The sequence below is a fragment of the Labrys sp. Lb11 genome (genome assembly GCF_057554225.1).
Genome location: NZ_BAAJOT010000005.1, coordinates 419,223 through 436,629 on the forward strand (window position 1 = coordinate 419,223; position 17,407 = coordinate 436,629).

Consider the following 17,407-nt stretch of genomic DNA (forward strand, 5'->3'; position numbering starts at 1 on the left):
CGCGCACGTCCCGACCCGCCGTGCGAGCCGGGACAATCCGAGATGGGACCGTTTCAGTCGGCCCCGAGACAATAGGAGGACCCCAATGGGAGCCGTAACGGACGATCTCGTCACACTCTACGCTCAAAGCGACGCGCTCGGCATCGGCGAACTGGTGCGTGGCGGGCAGGTCAAGGCGTCCGAGATCGCCGAAACCGCGATTCACATCATCGAGCGCATCAATCCGAAGCTGAATGCCGTCGTGATCGAGACCTTCGATCTCGCGCGCTCGCTGAGCGCCGCACCGGCGGACGGTCCCTTCTCCGGCGTTCCCTTTCTCCTGAAGAATCTCGGCACCATGTGGAAGGGCACGCCGCTGACCTTCGGCACGCCCTACCTCAAGGATTTCGTCTGCTCCGTCGATTCCGAGATCGTCCGCAAGATGCAGGCCTCCGGCCTGGTGCCGGTGGGACGCAGCAATACGCCGGAATATGGCTGGTGCATCACCTCCGAGCCGCGCCTCTACGGCGCGACGGTCAATCCGTGGAACCCGGCGATCACGCCCGGCGGATCGAGCGGCGGTTCGGCCGCCGCCGTCGCCGCCCGCATCGTGCCGATCGCCGATGCCTCCGATGGCGGCGGTTCCATCCGCGTGCCGGCATCCTGCTGCGGCGTTGTCGGCCTCAAGCCCTCGCGCGGGCGCCTGAGCTATGGGCCGCACGATGCGGATCTATGGTTCGGCTGCATCTATTTCCTCTGCAACACGCGCACCGTGCGCGATACCGCTGCCTATCTCGATGCCGTCTCCGGAAACCTGCCGGGGGATCCCTACACCGCGCCGCGGCCGGGCAAGAGCTGGCTGGCCGGCCTGTCGGACCGCCCGCGCCCGTTGAAGATCGGCTATACGCTGAGCGCGGCCTGGAACGAGCCTCTCGCGCCCGAGGTCAGGGCCGCGGTCGAGGACGCGGTGAGGCTGTTCGAAGGCCTCGGCCACACCGTAGAGGAGTATGACATCAAGACCGATCTCGAAGCCGCCTGGTGGCGCTACAACGACATCATCGCGGTGGAGACGTTCACGGAGTTCACCCAGCACGCCAAGTTCGTCGGCCGCCCGCCGCAGGAGAGCGACCTGGAGCCGTTCAACTGGTCGATGCTCGAATATGCCAGGACGCTGTCGGCGACCGAGTATTCGGCCAGCATCGGCGCGGTGCGCAAGGCCGGGCAGACCATTGCCGCGGAGCTTTCCGCCTACGACGTGTTCGTCAACCCGACCCTGACCCAGCCCCCCCGTCCGGTCGGCTACTGGTCGATGCAGGACGGCGATCGCGAGCGCTACCTGGACCGCTGGTCGGACGCGGCCTACATGTTCTCGCACAACATTTCCGGGTTGCCGGCCATGTCGGTCCCGCTCGGCATGGCCGATGGCAACAAGCCGATCGGCATCCAGCTCGTCGGTCGCCACGGCGACGAGGCCACCATCCTGCGCCTTGCCGCCGAGGCCGAGGAGGCCCAGCCCTGGATCGGCCGCAAGCCGGCCATCTGCGCCGTCTGACAGGACGCGCCGTGAAGCGTCTCCGGTCATGCCCGGATACCGGAAACGCTTCCTTCCCTGCAAGCCGAATGCCGCCGGGGGTGTCATCGCCCGGCGGTGCATACCCGCGAGCGGACCGGGGCCGGCAAGGCTCAGCGGACCTCGACCGGCCTTCGCGTCAATGCGTGTCCAGTGCGGGAAGGTTCAGATGCAGCTCGACCCGGCGCAGGCGCGCCTCCAGCTCGGTGATCAGGCTGGCATGGCCGACGACCGTGGTATGATAGTCGACCATCGCCCGCCGCAATCCGAAGATCTGGTCGCTCAACTCCTTGCGCGTGACGAGGAGATCGGAGGCGACGTCGCGAATTCCCGATCGCAATTCCGCGATATCGTCCTTGGTCGCCATGTTCGCGATGTCGTCCTTGGTCGCCATGTTGGCGCGCATGTCCTGCATGTCGGCGCGCATGTCGCGCAGCAGGTGGAGGACGAGGCCGTCGGGCTCTGTGCTCATGCGGCGGTTCTATCACGCAACTTCGCAGCCGAACAGCGGTGCGGGGACAGCGGTGCGGGGCGGTGCTGTCCGCGCGCATCCTCGGGGGCGCGCGCCGCCCGTCTCACCTCGTCCTGCGCCAGGGCGCGTTCTTCTCCCAGTCGCCGGCCATGATCGAGCCGTAGGGCAGGATCTCGTCGGTGACGTCGGCGAGGCCGTAGGCCTCGATCTGCGCGCGCACCGCCGCGGCGTTCTTGTAGGCGCTCGGCAGCTCCGAATGATCGGGCACGCCGCAATAGCTGCGAATGTCGAAGCCGCGGCGCCGCAGGGCCGCGAGCTCGTCGGCGAGGCGGTCGCCGCCTTCCTTGAGGTGGCGGGTGCGGCTGGAATTGCGGCCGGCGCCGTGCGGGGCGAAGCCCAGCGCATCCTTGCGGTCGCGATGCGATACGATCAGGATCGGCTCGGCCATGTTGAGCGGGATCAGAGTGCGGCCGTCATCGTCCGGCGAGAAGCCGCGCCAGGACGGCGTCGCGCCCTTGCCGTGATAGAACAGGCCGTCGCTGCGCTGGAACACGAAGTTGTGCTCGTTCCAGAACCGATCTTCGACCTTGTTGCCGAGCGCCTGGGCGACGAGGTCGTGGATGGCGTAGTGGTTGGCCTTGGTCCACAGCCGGACGAATTGCAGCGCCTGCCAATAGGCCTCACCCTCGGCGGTCGAGGCCGGGATCCAGGCATTGTGCGCCGGCACCTTCGGGGCGTGCGCCGCGCCATGGCGCCTGGCCGCCGCCACGCCGCGCTTGTAGAGCTGGGCCCCGAGGCCGCGCGAGCCGTGATGGGTGACCAGCACCGGCTGGCCGGTCGACTTGCGGTGGCCGACATAGGCGAAGTGATTGCCGTCGCCCTGGCTACCGAAATGCCCGACCGCGAAGTTCTCCAACCCTTTCAGGAACGGGTTGCCGTCCATCGCCGGCAACAGGCTGCGCAGGGCGTCGGTCTCAAGCATCCTGGAGCGGCCGCCCGGGCCGAAATGGGTGGCGGCCTGCACGGCGTCGAGGATGCGCGCGGGATCGTCATGACGCTTGAACGCGGTCAGCGCGACCGAGCAGCAGATGTCCGAGGAATGGAAGCCGGGATGGATGGCGTCCTTGCAGGCGACGGCGCCGCCGACCGGGATCGTGCCGGTCGCCGTTCCCGCCGGGCAGGCATCGGGCATGACCGCGCCGGCGACGATGGTGGGCACGCGCATGAGGGCATCCATGTGCTGGGCCACTGCCGCGACGTTCTCGCGCTCGCTGTCGGTCGCCGCCTCGAGGAAGACGCCATAGGCGAGGCCGTTGGTGCGCATCAGCGCCTCCGCCGGCAAGGCGGCGTTCAGGGCGGCGAAGATGTCGTCGTCGGAGCGGCCCGCCGCGCGCATGGCGTTGGCCGTCTCCAGCGCCTGCCGGAAGAACTTGCCCGGCGCGAAGCCCCAGGCGATCAGCGTGTCGCCGGTGATGATGTCGGCCATAACGGGGATCCGTATCGCTGCCCGTTCCGGCGTCGGCGGCCGGATCGCCCGACGACCTATCCGCTCGGGAGGCGCGAGAATGTGCGTCCGGTCACCGCGCAGTCAATGCCGAAAAGAGCTCCCCGGCCGTCGGGAGCGCGCGCAGCCGGGCGGCCAGCGCCGGATCGCGCAGGCGCCGCGTGACGCAGGCGAGCGCCTGCAGTTGCTCGCCGCCGGCATCGGCCGGCAGCACCAGCAGGAAGACGAGATCGACCGGCCGGCCGTCGATCGCCGCGAAGTCGATCGGCGGGCGCAACTGGGCGAACAGGCCGGTCGGCCGCGCCACGCCCTTGAGCCGGGCGTGGGGCAGGGCGAAGCCGTCGCCCATGCCGGTCGAGCCGAGATCCTCGCGGGCAAGCAGCGCCGCGGCGATTTCGGCCTCCCCGGGGGCGACAAGGCCTGCGGCCCGCCTGGACAGGAGCCGCAGGAGCTCCGGCTTGTCGGCGGCGCGAAGGGCGGCAAGGACGCTGCCGGCGTCGAGAAGGTCGGTGATCTGCATGTGAAGTCCATTGGCAGGAGCGGGGAGGGCGGGCTCGGTCAGTCGGGCTCGCGCAGCCGGTAGCCCACGCCGGTTTCGGTGTGGATGTAGCGGGGCTGCTCCGGGTTGTCCTCGATCTTCTGGCGCAGCTGACGCACATAGACCCGCAAATATTGCACGTCCTGGGCGTCGCCCCAGACCTGCTTGAGCATGAAATGGTGGGTGAGCACCTTGCCGGCATGCTGCACCAGCAGGCGCAGGATATCGTACTCCTTCGGCGACAGCTTCACCTCCTCGTCGCGCAGCCTGACGATGCGGCGCACCAGGTCGACCGAGAGGTCGCCGATGCGGAACACCGGTTTCTCGCCTTGCTGGGCCAGGCGATGGCGCAGGGCGACGCGGATGCGCGCCACCAGTTCGTTCATGCTGAACGGCTTGGTGACGTAATCGTCGGCGCCCAGCTCCAGGGCCTGGACGATGCCGGCCTCGTCGGTGCGGCTCGACAGCACCACCACCGGGATGGTCGAGCCCGCCTCCCGCCAGCGGCCCAGCAGCTCGTGGCCCTGGATGTCGGGCAGGCCGAGATCGAGCAGGATCAGGTCCGGCGGCTCGGCCCCGGCAACGGCGGCCAGGGCCAGCTTGCCGTTCGAGGCGTCAATCACCTGGTAGCCCTGGGTGCCGAGCCCGGTGTGCAGGAGCTTGCGGATTGCCGGTTCGTCGTCGACGACCAGGATGCGGACGGGGGCTGCGCTCATGGGGATGGTCCGGCCTGCGCCGTGCCGGCCGGCACGGGCAGCTTGATGGTGAAGACGGCGCCGCTGCGATCGGAGCGGTTGCCGGCGACGATGGTGCCGCCCATCGCCTCGACGAAGCCGCGGCAGATGCCCAGGCCCAGGCCGGTGCCGGCGCGGACCTGGTCGCCCTTTTCGGCGCGGTGGAACTTGTCGAACACCTGCTCGAGCTCGTCCTCGGGAATGCCCGGTCCCTCGTCGAGGACCTGCAGCGTCACGAAGCCGCCGTCGCGCCGGCCCTGGACGCGGACGGTCGTGTCGGGCGGGGCATATTTGGCGGCATTGTCCAGGAGGTTGAACAGCACCTGCTCGAACAGCACCGCGTCGAGGGACAGGACCGGCAGGTCGGCGGCGAGCCCGACCTCGACCCGGTGGCCGGCGAGGATCTTGGCCGCCCGCTTCAGGGCGCTGCCGACGATCTCGTCGACATCGTTGGGGGCGAGGTTCGGGCGCACGGCCCCGGATTCGAGCCGGGTCATGTCGAGGAGGTTGGCGATGAAGCGGTTGAGCCGCTCGGCCTCCTCCTGGATGGTGACGACCAGCTCGCGCTTGGCCGGCTCGTCCAAGAGGTCGGCATAGTCGCGCAGCGTGCCGGCCGAGCCGAGGATCGAGGCGAGCGGCGTGCGCAGGTCGTGCGAGATCGAGGTGAGCAGCGCCGTGCGCAGCCGGTCGGTCTCGGCCACCAGGCGGGCCCGGTCGACATCCTCGACCAGGTGGACGCGCTCGACCGCCAGCGCCGCCTGGTCGCTGAGGGCGTCGAGCAGCCGCCGGCGCTCGGGCGAGAGCAGGGGCCCTTCCTTGTCGCTGTCGATGCCGACCACGCCGATGGCGCCGCGCCCGGTGCGCAGCGGCAGGAACAGGCGGCGGGCGCCCGGCAGCGTGTCGGCGCCGCGACCGGCGGGGCGATTGTTCTCGAAGGCCCATTTCGCCGCGGCGAGATCGGCGTCGTCGAGCCTGTCCTCCGGCGGGTAGCCGGCGCGCACCGTCACCGAGCCGCTCTCGGGCAGCAGCAGCACCACGCGCACCTTCAGCATCGAGGCGATCTGGAAGGCGGCTGCCCACAGCACGTCGTCGAGCGCGCCGACCGCCGCCAGCTTGCGGCTGAACTGGTAGAGGTCCTCCGTGGTCTTGGCGCGCTGGCGCGCCACCACGGCCTGGTTGCGCACCCGGGCGGTGAGGTTGCTGGCGATCACGGCGACGAGGAAGAAGAACAGCAGCGCCACCACGCTTTCCGGGTCGGCGATGGTGAAGGTGTAGAGCGGCGGCAGGAAGAAGAAGTTGAACGCCAGCATGCTGACGACGCAGGCCAGCAGCGCCGGCCACAGGCCGAACGAGACGGCCGTGACCAGCACGCCCATCAGGAACACCAGCGCGACGTTGCGGACGTCGAGATATTGCTGCAGCAGCATGCTGGCGCCGGTCGCGACGGCGACGATCAGCACCGTGGCGATGTGGGCACGCGGATCGAGGGCGCTCGCCGCGTTGAGCAGGCCCGCACGCGCTGCGGTGCCGGTCTCGCCGGCGTCGGCGACCGCATGCACGCTGATATTGCCGGAGCGGCGCAGCAATTCGTGGCCGGTGGAGCCGCGGATCAGCTCGGCCAGGCGCGACCGGCGTGACTTGGCGATGATGATGTGGGTGACGTTGCTGGCGACGGCGTAGCCCAGGATCTCGTCGGCGGCGCGGCGCCCCGGCATGACGACCGTCTCCGCCCCGAGCCGTTCGGCGCTGCGCAACGTCTCGGCGATGCGATCGCGATCGGCCTCGGTCAGCTTGAGCGAATGCGGCGTCTCGATATGGATCACCGTCCAGGGAGCCCGCAGCCGTTCGGCCATGCGCCGCCCGTAGCGCACCAGCGCCGGGCTGGAGGAGCCTTCGTCGATGCAGACCAGCACCCGCTCACCGGCGGCCCAGGGGCCGGGAATGGCATTGGCCTGCATGTGGGTAAGGAGTTGGTCGTCGACGCGCTGCGCCGTGCGGCGCAGGGCGAGCTCGCGCAGCGCCGTCAGGTTGCCCGGCGAGAAATAGCTTTCCAGGGCGCGCGAGGCCGTGTCCGGCATATAGACCTTGCCCTCGCGCAGCCTTTGGATCAGGTCGCCGGGCGTAAGGTCGATGATCTCGATGTCGTCGGCCTCGTCGACGACCGAATCCGGCACGGTCTCCTGCACACGGACCCGGGTGATCTGCGCCACCACGTCGTTGAGGCTCTCGACATGCTGGATGTTGAGCGTGGTGTAGACGTCGATGCCGGCCGCCAGCAGTTCCTCGACGTCGAGATAGCGCTTCGGGTGGCGGCTGCCGGGCGCGTTGGTGTGGGCGTACTCGTCGACTAGCGCCAGCTTCGGGCGCCGGGCCAGGAGGGCGTCGAGGTCCATCTCCTTGAGGATGCGCCCCTTGTAGTCGACCGAACGCGCCGGAATCAGCTCCAAGCCGTGGACCAGCGCCTCGGTTTCCTTGCGGCCATGGGTCTCCACCACGCCGACCACCACGTCGACGCCTTCGTTGCGGCGGGCGTGGGCGGCGCTCAGCATCTCGTAGGTCTTGCCGACGCCGGGGGCGGCGCCGAGGAAGATCTTGAGCCGGCCGCGCGCCTCGCTGCGCGCCGCGGCCAGGAGCGCGTCGGGCGACGGCCTCAGATCGTTGTCGCCCCGGTCAGCCATGGCGGGGCTGTCCCAGTTTCCGCCCGCAACAGGAAAGGGCGCGACAAGCCTTCTCCCCGTAAGTCGGATGTTTCCGACTTGCTCTCATGCATGCCAATCTCGGGAACACCCGGGATTGGTGAGGTGGGGAAGGTGGCCCGACGAAGTCGGGTCGGATGGGGTGTGGAGGGCAGGATTCCGGCTTCGCCGGCATGGCACGACGGTGGTGCAGCCAAGGCCGAAGTTGAGCCTTGCGGACCGCATCCCATCCGTCAATCCTTCGGATTGACACCTTCCCCGCTTCGCGGAGAAGGCTTGTCGCGCCCTTTCCGGGACCGTGCATGACCTTTTACCCCTTGGGGTCCCCTCCCAAGATCACTGGACCTTGACGCCGTCGAGCGCAAGGTTGAGGGCCAGCACGTTGACGCGCGGCTCGCCGAGCACGCCGAACAGCCGGCCCTCGGTCACCTGGGCCACGAGCTGGCGCACCGCCTCCTCCGGCAGGTTGCGGGCCTTGGCGACGCGCGGCACCTGGAACAGCGCCGCCTCCGGCGTGATGTGCGGATCGAGGCCGCTGCCGGAGGTGGTGACGAGGTCCATCGGCACCGGAGCGCCGGGATTCTCGGTCTTCAACTGCGCAATGTCGCCCTTGACGCGCTCGATCAGAGCCTTGTTGGTCGGGCCGAGGTTCGAGCCCATGGAGTTGGCGGCGTTGTAGGGGGCGGCGATCGACTTCGAGGCGTCGGCCGGGTCCGGGCCGAGCGTGGCCGAGGGACGGCCGTGGAAATAGCGGTCGCCGGCGAAGGCCTGGCCGACCAGGGTCGAGCCGATCACCTTGCCGTCCTTCCCGATCAGGCTGCCTTCGGCCTGCCGCGGGAAGACAGCTTCGGCGAGGCCGGTCATGGCGAAGGGATAGGCGAGGCCGAGCAGGACCGTCATCAGGACGATCATGGCCAGGGCCGGGCGGAGCTGTCTCAGCATGGTTGCACCTCAGGCAAAATGGAGGGCGTTGATCAGGAGGTCGATCGCCTTGATGCCGATGAAGGGCACGGTGATGCCGCCGAGGCCGTAGATGGCCAGGTTCCGGCGCAGCAGCGATGCGGCGCCGACGGCGCGGTAGCGCACACCTTTCAGCGACAGCGGGATCAGGGCGATGATGATCAGCGCGTTGAAGATGATGGCCGACAGGATGGCGCTCTGCGGGCTGCCGAGGCCCATGATATTGAGGGCCTGCAACTGCGGATAGAAGGCCAGGAACATCGCCGGGATGATGGCGAAATACTTGGCCACGTCGTTGGCGATGGAGAAGGTGGTCAGCGCGCCGCGGGTCATCAGGAGCTGCTTGCCGATCTCGACGATCTCGATCAGCTTGGTCGGATCGCTGTCGAGGTCGACCATGTTGCCGGCCTCGCGGGCGGCGACCGTGCCGGTGTTCATGGCGACGCCGACATCGGCCTGCGCCAGGGCCGGGGCGTCGTTGGTGCCGTCGCCGCACATGGCGACCAGCTTGCCCTTGGCCTGCTCGTCGCGGATCAGCTTCAGCTTTGCCTCGGGCGTCGCCTGGGCCAGGAAGTCGTCGACGCCGGCCTCGGCGGCGATGGCCGCCGCGGTCATCGGGTTGTCGCCGGTGATCATCACGGTGCGGATGCCCATGCGGCGCAGCTCGGAGAAGCGCTCCCGGATGCCGCCCTTGACGATGTCCTTGAGGTAGACGACGCCGAGCAGGCGCCCGTCGCGCGCCACGGCGAGCGGCGTGCCGCCGGCCTTGGCGATATCGGCGGCGATCGCCTGGATCTCGCGCACCGTTTCCGCCGCGACCGGGTTCAGCACCGCCACCGCGCCGGTGGGCGATGCCGAGCTCGCGGAAGTGTTGACGAAGGCGAGCACGGCATCGACCGCGCCCTTGCGGATCGGGCTGCCCTCGACGTCGACGCCGCTCATCCGGCTCTGGGCGGTGAAGGGCACGAAATGGGCGTTGAGCGTGGCCATGTCGCGGCCGCGAATGCCGTATTTCTCCTTGGCGAGCACGACGATCGAGCGGCCTTCCGGCGTCTCGTCGGCGAGCGAGGCGAGCTGGGCCGCATCGGCGAGATCCTGGGCGCTGACGCCCTTCACCGGCCGGAATTCCGAGGCCTGGCGGTTGCCGAGCGTGATCGTGCCGGTCTTGTCGAGCAGCAGCGTGTCGACGTCGCCCGCCGCCTCGACGGCGCGGCCGGACATGGCCAGCACGTTGAAGCGTACCAGCCGGTCCATGCCGGCGATGCCGATGGCCGACAGCAGCGCGCCGATCGTGGTCGGGATCAGCGTGACGAACAGGGCGACCAGCACCACCACCGGGATCGTGCCGCCGGCATAGGTGGCAAAGCTCGGAATGGTGGCGGTGGCCAGCACGAAGATGATCGTCATGCCGGCGAGCAGGATGTTGAGCGCGATCTCGTTCGGCGTCTTCTGGCGCTGGGCGCCTTCGACCAGCGCGATCATGCGGTCGATGAAGGTGGAGCCGGAGGCGGCGGTGATGCGCACGCGGATCCAGTCGGACAGCACCTGGGTGCCGCCGGTGACGGCCGAGCGGTCGCCGCCGGATTCGCGGATCACCGGCGCGGATTCGCCGGTGATGGCGGCCTCGTTCACCGAGGCGACGCCCTCGATCACCTCGCCGTCCGAGGGAATGATTTCGCCGGCCTCGACCAAGACGACGTCGCCGACCTTCAGGCTGGTGCCGGGCACCATTTTGTAAACCTTGAGGTCTGCGGTCGGGCCGGGGAGCAGCTTGGCCTGCGTCTCCGTGCGGGTGCGGCGCAGCGAGTCGGCCTGAGCCTTGCCGCGGCCCTCGGCGACCGCTTCGGCGAAGTTGGCGAAGAGCACGGTGAACCAGAGCCAGAGGATGATCTGGAAGGAGAAGCCGAGGTGCTCGCCGCCGACGGCGAGGTCGCGCAGGAACAGGACGGTGGTGAGCGCCGAGACGACGGCGACGACGAACATCACCGGGTTGCGCACGAGGATGCGCGGATCGAGCTTGGCGAAGGCGGAGCCGATGGCCGGCACGAGGATTTTCGGATCCAGGAGGCTGACGGGCTTGTGCTGGGACATTGGGGTTCTCGAACCTTTGGGGCGGGCCGGGATGGCGCCATGGGCGCCCGACGCCCGCGGTCGAACGGGTCGGCTGGTCGCGGCTCAGGGGATTGCGGCCAGGAGGCAGCGGGCGGCGAAGGCAATCAGGATCGCCGCTGCCGTGGCCGCCAGGAGCAGTTCCGACAGGCGATGCCGGTCGCGGCGGCCCACCGCCGGCTTGCGGCCGGCGCAGGTTGTCGGCAGCGTGCGCTGCCAGCGGGGCATGGGACGGGACATGGCGGTTCGCCTCAGAAGGATTGCCCGGCGATCATCGAAAGGTGCTCGACGATCGGGCCGAGGGCGAGGGCGGGGAAGAAAGTCAGGCCGCCGACGATCAGGATGACGCCGACCAGCAGGCCGACGAACAGGCCGCCATGGGTCGGGAAGGTGCCGGCGGAGGCGGCGGCGCTCTTCTTGGCCGCCATCGACCCGGCGATGGCCATGGCCGGCAGGATCACGAAGAAGCGGCCGAAGAACATGCCGAGCCCGAGCGTGATGTTGTACCAGACCGTGTTGCCGCTCAGGCCGCCGAAGGCCGAGCCGTTGTTGGCCGCCGCGGAGGTGTAGGCGTAGAGCATCTCCGAGAAGCCGTGGGCGCCGGGATTGGCGATCGAGGCGACCGCCGAGGGCAGCACGGCGGCGATGGCGGTGAAGCCGAGCATCAGCAGCGGCAGGCAGAGCACGGCGAGCATGGTCATCTTGACCTCCTTCGCCTCGATCTTCTTGCCGAGATATTCGGGGGTGCGGCCCACCATCAGGCCGGCGACGAACAGCGAGATGATGACGAAGAGCAGCACGCCGTAGAACCCCGCGCCGACGCCGCCGACGATGATCTCGCCGAGCATCATGTTGATCATCGGGATCATGCCGCCGAGCGCGGTTAAGCTGTCGTGCATGGCGTTGACCGCGCCGCAGGAAGCGTCCGTGGTGACCACCGCGAACAGGGCGGTCATCGGAATGCCGAAGCGCACCTCCTTGCCTTCCAGGTTGCCTCCCTGGACGCCGAGTGCCTGGACCAGCGGGTTGCCGGCAGCCTCGGCCCAGTAGCAGACGAGGACGCCGATGAAGAACAGCACGCCCATGGCGGCCAGGATCGCCCAGCCCTGGCGCTGGTCGCCGACCATGCGGCCGAAGACGTTGGTCAGCGCCGCGCCGATGGCGAAGATCGCCAGCATCTGCAGGAGGTTGGTCAGCGCCGTCGGATTCTCCAGCGGATGGGCCGAGTTGGCGTTGAAGAAGCCGCCGCCGTTGGTGCCGAGCATCTTGATGGCGACCTGCGAGGCGGCAGGGCCGACCGCGATGGTTTGCCGGGCACCTTCGAGCGTCGTCGCCTCGACATAGGGGCCGAAAGTTTGCGGCACGCCCTGCCAGACCAGGACCAGCGTGAACACCACGCAGATCGGCAGCAGCACGTAGAGCGTGATCCGCGTGAGATCGACCCAGAAGTTGCCGACGGTTTTCGCCGAAGCCCGGGCGAAGCCGCGGATCAGCGCGACGGCGATGGCGATGCCGGTGGCCGCCGACAGGAAGTTCTGCACGGCAAGGCCGGCCATCTGGGTGAGGTAGGACATGGTGGTCTCGCCACCATAGTTCTGCCAGTTGGTGTTGGTGACGAAGGAGACGGCGGTGTTGAAGGCGAGGTCGGGGGACACCGCGCTCATGCCGGCCGGGTTGAGCGGCAGCGAGCCCTGCAGGCGTTGCAGCAGGTAGAGCAGCGCGAAGCCGGCGGCGTTCGCCATGAGCATCGCGACGGCGTAGGTCAGCCAGTGCTGCTCCTCCCGCTCGTCGACGCCGGCAATGCCGTAGAAGGCCCGCTCGACCGGGCGCAGCAGGAAGGAGAGCATGGTGCGCTCGCCGTTCAGCACGCGCGTCATGTAGCCGCCGAGCGGCCTGACGAGCGCGACCAGGAGCGCGGTGAAGATCAGGATCTGGATCCAGCCGTTGACGGTCATGGCTGCGCCTTTCAGAACCGTTCGGGGTGGAGCAGGGCGTAGGTGAGGTAGACGAGCAGCAGCGCCGTCACGGCGCCGGCGAGGGTGTAGTCGAAGGACATGGGAGCGGGCCTTTCAGAGGCGCTCGCAGAGCGCGCCATAGCCGATGGAGAGGAGGAAGCAGGCGAGGCCTCCCCCGAGCAGGAGCAGATCGAGCATCGTCGGTCTCCAGTGTCGTCACGCCCGGCCGCGGCCTCCGGGCCGGGCGCGAAGGCGGTCGAATTCGTGAAAAGCGCGTGGATTCACGCGGTTTCGGTCGGGATCAGATATTTCACCGGGGGCATAAAGGATCGAGACGCGGCGCCGCCGATCTTTATAAAGATCCTATAAAGACGGCCGGGCGCCTCGGGGCCGCCTGGAAATGCGGACGGGGACTCCGCGTTCCGCCGGGCACGGTCTCGGCGGTGTCGGCGCGGGCCGCGCTCCTCGAGCGGCGCGAGGGCACGCACCGGGCCGGAGGCGGGCGCGCCGCCCAAGATCCTTCACCACCAATGCGGCCGGGTCTCTGCCCGGCCGATGAGCGCCGGGGCGGGCGGCAGCGCTCGGGCCTCGGGCAGGAGATGGCAGAGCGCGGTAAGGAAGGCCTTGAGGATGGCGAGGGCCATGTCCTCATGGCTCTCGTCGACCTCGTCATTGCCCCAGGAGGCGGCCGCCCGCGGGGTGAGCGCGCACCACCACAGGCCGTCGTCGCTGGCCAGGCGCCGCAGGCACCAGCCGGGCAACTCCTGCTCGATCAGGGCGAAGCCGATCTCGGTGAAGGCATCGGTCTCGAGCCAATGGCGCAGCTGCAGCGAGCCGGCATCGCTGCCGGTCGCATATCGCGGGCAGGTCTCGGCGAGGATGGCCGATACCAGCGGGTGGGTCGGGCAGGCGGACCGATCGACGTCGCGGAGCAGGCGTTCGATCCGGTCGATCCGGGAGGAGGAACCGAACATGGCGCACCTCAGGACAGGATCAGCCGCAAGACGCCGCCGACGAGGAAGCTGCCGATCAGGAAGGCCGCCTCTCGCCACCACAGGCCCGGCGCGGCGGCACGCTGCGTGGCCAGAACGGCATGGAGGCGCGGGGAGGGCGGGACGGGGGGCGGGGGCGTACGGATCATGACGTGGGACTTTCTGTCGGCATGCTTGCGCCTGTTGTCCCAATTCTAGGGGCGGGCGCATAAAGCATCGAGACCGGCCGGATGGAAAAGATATAAGGAAAGCATAAAGATAGCTCTGGCCGGCGGTTCCGCCGGCATCAGGACCCGCAGGCGATCAGGTCCATCTGGCGGGCATCGAGCGCCGCCGCCCCGGCAGCCATGCCGGGCCGCGGTAGCGCGTGGCCAGTCCTGCGACGGCGCTGCGCAGCCGGACGGCCGTGGCCGCCGTGATCCCGGTCAGCGGCAGGCGCGGCGCCGGATCGAAGGCCGGCCGCAGCAGCGACACCGCATATTTGGCGGCGACCGGCTCGGGGGCGCCTTCGAGCGCCTGGCAGAGCGGCACAAGACGCTCGTGCAACGCCTGCCGATGCACCGCATCGCCGTCGCGGCTCGCCCGATCGATGGCGGCACAGAGGGCAGGTGTCACGTTGGCGGCCAGCGACAGGCAGCCCTCGGGCTCCGGCAGGTGCTGCGGCAGGGCGGCGAGCTCGCCGACGGCGAGGCGGTCGACCCGGCCGGCCGCGACCAGGGCGTTGGCGAGGCGCTTGAATGCATCCGTGCTCTCGTCGGCGAAGCCGGTGACGGCGGGAAGCGCCAGCAGCCGCTCAAGCGTGGCGGGCGCGATCTCGACGCCGGTGCGGGCCGGCGCGTTGGCGAGGATGAGGGGGATGTCGATGGCGCGGACCACGGCCTCGACATGCCGGACCAGGCCCTCCTGGGTCGGGCGGCTGTAATAGGGCGCGACGACCAGCGCCGCGGCGGCGCCGGCGCCGCGGGCCGCCCGCGTCAGCTCGATCGTGCCGGCGGTCGAGTTGGTGCCGGTGGCGGCGATCACCGGCACCCGGCCGGCGGCCGCCTCGACGGCGATGCGCACCAGGCGGCTGCGCTCGCCCGGCTGCAGCGTCGGCCCCTCGCCGGCGAGGTCGGCGACGACCAGGCCATCGGTACCTTCGGCGACCTGCCATTCGGCGAAGGCGCCGAACTGGCGCTCGTCGATGCCGGCGCCCTGGAACGGCGTCACCATCAGCGTCAGGCTTCCCCTGAACATCGGGTGTCTCCTTGCGGTGGCGTCAGACGCGCAGTTCGATGGGATCGGCGGTGAGGTGCACCGCGCCGGGACGATGGCCGGTCTCCAGCCCGGCATAGTGCAGGGCGGCGTCCCGGCTGGCGAAGATGCCCCCGGCGAGGCCATGGGTCTCGATCGCCAACCAATGGCCGGAGCGGTCCTGGCCGATGAGGAAGTCCAGTCGGCCCGCGACCGGAGCGGGGATGGGCTGCGACGCGAAAGTGCGAATGCTGGGCATTGTCGTCTTCGTTGCTCACGGCGGCAAAGGCGCGCCGCGGGCTGGAAGGTGACGGCCGGCGCATGTGTTTTCGAGGCGACGCGCGGGGCTATCGCATCAAGGATACGTAAAGGGCCGGCGCGGCGCCGGCGTCCGGGCGAGACAATATGCCCATTGCGAATGCCGGCCGGGCCTGCGGATATGCGGACCGAGTCGGCCGTTCGCCCCGGGAAGGCGAGGCAGAGCCGGTCGGAATCGTCACAGCAAGGGGGAAGACCGATGAAATCGCGCGCAGCCGTGGCCTGGGAAGCGGGCAAGCCGCTCACCATCGAAACCGTCGAGATCGGCGGCCCGAAGCCGGGCGAGGTGCTGGTGGAGATCATGGCGACGGGCGTGTGCCACACCGACGCCTACACGCTGTCGGGCCTCGATTCGGAGGGCAAGTTCCCGGCGATCCTCGGCCATGAGGGCGCCGGCATCGTGCGCGAGGTCGGCGCCGGCGTCACCTCGGTCAAGCCGGGCGACCATGTCATACCGCTCTACACGCCTGAGTGCCGCGCCTGCAAAACCTGTCTGTCGCAGCGCTCGAACCTGTGCACGGCGATCCGCGCCACCCAGGGGCAGGGCCTGATGCCCGACAGCACCAGCCGCTTCTCCTGCGACGGCGGCGATGTGTTCCACTACATGGGCTGCTCGACCTTCTCCAACTTCACCGTGCTGCCGGAGATCGCGGTGGCGAAGGTGCGCGAGGACGCCCCCTTCGACAAGATCTGCTACATCGGCTGCGGCGTCACCACCGGCATCGGCGCCGTGGTCTACTCCGCCAAGGTCTGGCCGGGCGCCAACGTCGTGGTCTTCGGCCTCGGCGGCATCGGCCTCAACGTCATCCAGGGCGCGCGCATGGTGGGGGCCGACAAGATCATCGGCGTCGACCTCAACCCCGCCAAGGTCGAGATGGCCAGGAAGTTCGGCATGACCCATTTCGTCAATCCGGACGAGGTCGGCCGCGACAAGGTGGTGCAGGCGATCGTCGACCTCACCGGCGGCGGCGCCGACTTCTCCTTCGAATGCATCGGCAACGTCCACACCATGCGCCAGGCGCTGGAGTGCTGCCATCGCGGCTGGGGCGAGAGCGTCATCATCGGCGTGGCGCCGTCCGGCACCGAGATTTCGACCCGGCCGTTCCAGCTCGTCACCGGGCGCGTGTGGAAGGGCTCGGCCTTCGGCGGCGCCCGCGGCCGCACCGACGTGCCGAAGATCGTCGACTGGTACATGGAGGGCAAGATCGAGATCGACTCGCTGATCACCCACACCATGCCGCTCGACCAGATCAACACCGCCTTCGACCTGATGCACGAGGGCAAGTCGATCCGCTCCGTGGTGCTGTACTGATGGAGACGCTTTCGCAAGCCAGGAGCCATGGCGGCATCCAGGGCGTCTACCGCCATGACGCGGCGACGACGCGATGCCCCATGACCTTTGCCGTCTACGTACCGCCGCAGGCCGAGCATAGCCCGGTGCCCGTGCTCTGGTATCTCTCCGGCCTCACCTGCACCCATGCCAACGTCATGGAGAAGGGCGAGTACCGCGCCGCCGCGGCCGAGCATGGCGTCATCCTCGTCGCGCCGGACACCAGCCCGCGCGGACCCGAGGTGCCGGACGAGCCGGGCAACTGGCAGTTCGGGGCCGGCGCCGGCTTCTATGTCGACGCAACGCAGGAGCCCTACGCCGCGAACTACCGGATGTATTCCTATGTCACCGAGGAACTGCCGGCTCTCGTCGCCGCGCGCTTCCCGGCCGACATGGCGCGCCAGGGCATCTTCGGCCACTCCATGGGCGGGCATGGCGCCCTGACCATGGCGCTGAAGCATCCCGACCGCTATCGCAGCTGCTCGGCCTTCGCGCCGATCGTGCAGCCCTCGACGGCGGACTGGTCGCGACCGGCCCTGGAGAAATATCTGGGACCGGATCCGGCCGCCTGGCGCGCCTATGACGCCTGCGCCCTGATCGAGGACGGCCGTCGCTTCCCCGAGCTGCTGGTCGACCAGGGCACGGCCGATGGCTTCCTCGAGACGGGTCTCAGGCCCTGGCTGCTGCAGGAGGCCTGCGACAAGGCCGGGCAGGCCCTGACGCTCAACATGCGCGAGGGCTACGACCACTCATATTACTTCATCTCCACCTTCATGGCGGACCACGTCGCCTGGCATGCGCGGCGCCTGAAGGCCTGACCGGCACCGGGGAAGAGACCGCGGGACGGGGCGGGTGCATCCGTCCTGCAGCCTCTGTCAGCCGATCCGACAGCACAGAATATGGCGCGCCACGAGTTTTCTCCACCGAAGGTGCGGAAAGTGCTCCGGCGCAGTCGGGACGGATGGGGTGTGGTCCGCAAGGCTCGGCCTGTGATTGGACCTGCACGACCGTCGTGCC

At 69.2% G+C, this 17,407-nt stretch carries 17 protein-coding genes; 3 read left to right on the forward strand and 14 right to left on the reverse strand.

Annotated elements, in window-relative coordinates:
• Positions 1-85 precede the first annotated feature (85 nt).
• Positions 86-1,531: an amidase gene (locus tag AC27L4_RS20565; RefSeq protein WP_487144223.1), complete on the forward strand. Its 1,446-nt coding sequence runs from the start codon at positions 86-88 to the stop codon at positions 1,529-1,531.
• Positions 1,532-1,688: 157 nt separating this feature from the next.
• Here the strand turns inward: AC27L4_RS20565 and AC27L4_RS20570 are convergent, their stop codons facing one another.
• From AC27L4_RS20570 to AC27L4_RS20635, 14 genes are all read right to left on the reverse strand, one after another.
• Positions 1,689-2,021: a hypothetical protein gene (locus AC27L4_RS20570; protein WP_487144224.1), complete on the reverse strand. Its 333-nt coding sequence runs from the start codon at positions 2,019-2,021 to the stop codon at positions 1,689-1,691.
• A gap of 103 nt (positions 2,022-2,124) precedes the next feature.
• On the reverse strand, positions 2,125-3,507 hold the full coding sequence (locus AC27L4_RS20575) for an RtcB family protein (RefSeq protein ID WP_487144225.1): 1,383 nt from the start codon (positions 3,505-3,507) through the stop codon (positions 2,125-2,127).
• Between the two features lie 91 nt (positions 3,508-3,598).
• Positions 3,599-4,045 (reverse strand): PTS sugar transporter subunit IIA, encoded by a 447-nt coding sequence (locus tag AC27L4_RS20580; RefSeq protein ID WP_487144226.1) that lies wholly within the window; start codon positions 4,043-4,045, stop codon positions 3,599-3,601.
• A gap of 38 nt (positions 4,046-4,083) precedes the next feature.
• A complete protein-coding gene (locus tag AC27L4_RS20585; protein WP_487144227.1) occupies positions 4,084-4,779 on the reverse strand; it encodes a response regulator transcription factor in 696 nt (231 codons plus the stop codon).
• On the reverse strand, positions 4,776-7,475 hold the full coding sequence (locus AC27L4_RS20590; RefSeq protein ID WP_487144228.1) for a DUF4118 domain-containing protein: 2,700 nt from the start codon (positions 7,473-7,475) through the stop codon (positions 4,776-4,778). The genes AC27L4_RS20585 and AC27L4_RS20590 overlap by 4 nt, the downstream gene beginning before the upstream one ends.
• Before the next feature lie 354 nt (positions 7,476-7,829).
• Positions 7,830-8,435 carry a K(+)-transporting ATPase subunit C gene (locus AC27L4_RS20595; RefSeq protein ID WP_487144229.1) on the reverse strand — a complete coding sequence of 202 codons (606 nt, stop codon included), beginning with the start codon at positions 8,433-8,435 and terminating at the stop codon, positions 7,830-7,832.
• Positions 8,436-8,444: 9 nt separating this feature from the next.
• Positions 8,445-10,544: a potassium-transporting ATPase subunit KdpB gene (gene kdpB, locus AC27L4_RS20600; RefSeq protein ID WP_487144230.1), complete on the reverse strand. Its 2,100-nt coding sequence runs from the start codon at positions 10,542-10,544 to the stop codon at positions 8,445-8,447.
• A gap of 84 nt (positions 10,545-10,628) precedes the next feature.
• Entirely contained in the window at positions 10,629-10,802 is a 174-nt protein-coding gene (locus tag AC27L4_RS20605; RefSeq protein WP_487144231.1) for a hypothetical protein, read from the reverse strand.
• A gap of 11 nt (positions 10,803-10,813) precedes the next feature.
• Positions 10,814-12,517, reverse strand: a complete 1,704-nt coding sequence (kdpA, locus tag AC27L4_RS20610) for a potassium-transporting ATPase subunit KdpA (RefSeq protein ID WP_487144232.1) — start codon at positions 12,515-12,517, stop codon at positions 10,814-10,816.
• A gap of 11 nt (positions 12,518-12,528) precedes the next feature.
• Positions 12,529-12,618 carry a K(+)-transporting ATPase subunit F gene (locus AC27L4_RS20615; protein WP_487144233.1) on the reverse strand — a complete coding sequence of 30 codons (90 nt, stop codon included), beginning with the start codon at positions 12,616-12,618 and terminating at the stop codon, positions 12,529-12,531.
• Positions 12,619-13,038: 420 nt separating this feature from the next.
• A complete protein-coding gene (locus AC27L4_RS20620; RefSeq protein ID WP_487144234.1) occupies positions 13,039-13,491 on the reverse strand; it encodes a hypothetical protein in 453 nt (150 codons plus the stop codon).
• An 8-nt stretch (positions 13,492-13,499) separates the two neighbouring features.
• The gene (locus AC27L4_RS20625; RefSeq protein ID WP_487144235.1) at positions 13,500-13,658 is read right to left on the reverse strand and encodes a hypothetical protein; all 159 of its coding nucleotides are present in this window, start codon (positions 13,656-13,658) and stop codon (positions 13,500-13,502) included.
• A gap of 154 nt (positions 13,659-13,812) precedes the next feature.
• Positions 13,813-14,745: a dihydrodipicolinate synthase family protein gene (locus AC27L4_RS20630; RefSeq protein ID WP_487144236.1), complete on the reverse strand. Its 933-nt coding sequence runs from the start codon at positions 14,743-14,745 to the stop codon at positions 13,813-13,815.
• 22 nt (positions 14,746-14,767) lie between these two features.
• Positions 14,768-15,001, reverse strand: a complete 234-nt coding sequence (locus AC27L4_RS20635; protein WP_487144237.1) for a hypothetical protein — start codon at positions 14,999-15,001, stop codon at positions 14,768-14,770.
• Positions 15,002-15,259: 258 nt separating this feature from the next.
• Here AC27L4_RS20635 and AC27L4_RS20640 point away from each other — a divergent pair, with 258 nt between their 5' ends.
• Entirely contained in the window at positions 15,260-16,372 is a 1,113-nt protein-coding gene (locus AC27L4_RS20640; RefSeq protein WP_487144238.1) for an S-(hydroxymethyl)glutathione dehydrogenase/class III alcohol dehydrogenase, read from the forward strand.
• Positions 16,372-17,208 (forward strand): S-formylglutathione hydrolase, encoded by an 837-nt coding sequence (fghA, locus tag AC27L4_RS20645; protein WP_487144239.1) that lies wholly within the window; start codon positions 16,372-16,374, stop codon positions 17,206-17,208. The genes AC27L4_RS20640 and fghA overlap by 1 nt, the downstream gene beginning before the upstream one ends.
• Positions 17,209-17,407: the final 199 nt, after the last annotated feature.

Coding starts and splice junctions, on each gene's coding strand:
- AC27L4_RS20575 (WP_487144225.1), bottom strand. CDS start 3,507: ATGGCCGACATCATCACCGGCGACACGCTGATCGCCTGGGGCTTCGCG.
- AC27L4_RS20605 (WP_487144231.1), bottom strand. CDS start 10,802: ATGTCCCGTCCCATGCCCCGCTGGCAGCGCACGCTGCCGACAACCTGC.
- AC27L4_RS20635 (WP_487144237.1), bottom strand. CDS start 15,001: ATGCCCAGCATTCGCACTTTCGCGTCGCAGCCCATCCCCGCTCCGGTC.
- AC27L4_RS20620 (WP_487144234.1), bottom strand. CDS start 13,491: ATGTTCGGTTCCTCCTCCCGGATCGACCGGATCGAACGCCTGCTCCGC.
- kdpB (WP_487144230.1), bottom strand. CDS start 10,544: ATGTCCCAGCACAAGCCCGTCAGCCTCCTGGATCCGAAAATCCTCGTG.
- fghA (WP_487144239.1), top strand. CDS start 16,372: ATGGAGACGCTTTCGCAAGCCAGGAGCCATGGCGGCATCCAGGGCGTC.
- kdpA (WP_487144232.1), bottom strand. CDS start 12,517: ATGACCGTCAACGGCTGGATCCAGATCCTGATCTTCACCGCGCTCCTG.
- AC27L4_RS20595 (WP_487144229.1), bottom strand. CDS start 8,435: ATGCTGAGACAGCTCCGCCCGGCCCTGGCCATGATCGTCCTGATGACG.
- AC27L4_RS20590 (WP_487144228.1), bottom strand. CDS start 7,475: ATGGCTGACCGGGGCGACAACGATCTGAGGCCGTCGCCCGACGCGCTC.
- AC27L4_RS20585 (WP_487144227.1), bottom strand. CDS start 4,779: ATGAGCGCAGCCCCCGTCCGCATCCTGGTCGTCGACGACGAACCGGCA.
- AC27L4_RS20625 (WP_487144235.1), bottom strand. CDS start 13,658: ATGATCCGTACGCCCCCGCCCCCCGTCCCGCCCTCCCCGCGCCTCCAT.
- AC27L4_RS20570 (WP_487144224.1), bottom strand. CDS start 2,021: ATGAGCACAGAGCCCGACGGCCTCGTCCTCCACCTGCTGCGCGACATG.
- AC27L4_RS20565 (WP_487144223.1), top strand. CDS start 86: ATGGGAGCCGTAACGGACGATCTCGTCACACTCTACGCTCAAAGCGAC.
- AC27L4_RS20640 (WP_487144238.1), top strand. CDS start 15,260: ATGAAATCGCGCGCAGCCGTGGCCTGGGAAGCGGGCAAGCCGCTCACC.
- AC27L4_RS20615 (WP_487144233.1), bottom strand. CDS start 12,618: ATGTCCTTCGACTACACCCTCGCCGGCGCCGTGACGGCGCTGCTGCTC.
- AC27L4_RS20630 (WP_487144236.1), bottom strand. CDS start 14,745: ATGTTCAGGGGAAGCCTGACGCTGATGGTGACGCCGTTCCAGGGCGCC.
- AC27L4_RS20580 (WP_487144226.1), bottom strand. CDS start 4,045: ATGCAGATCACCGACCTTCTCGACGCCGGCAGCGTCCTTGCCGCCCTT.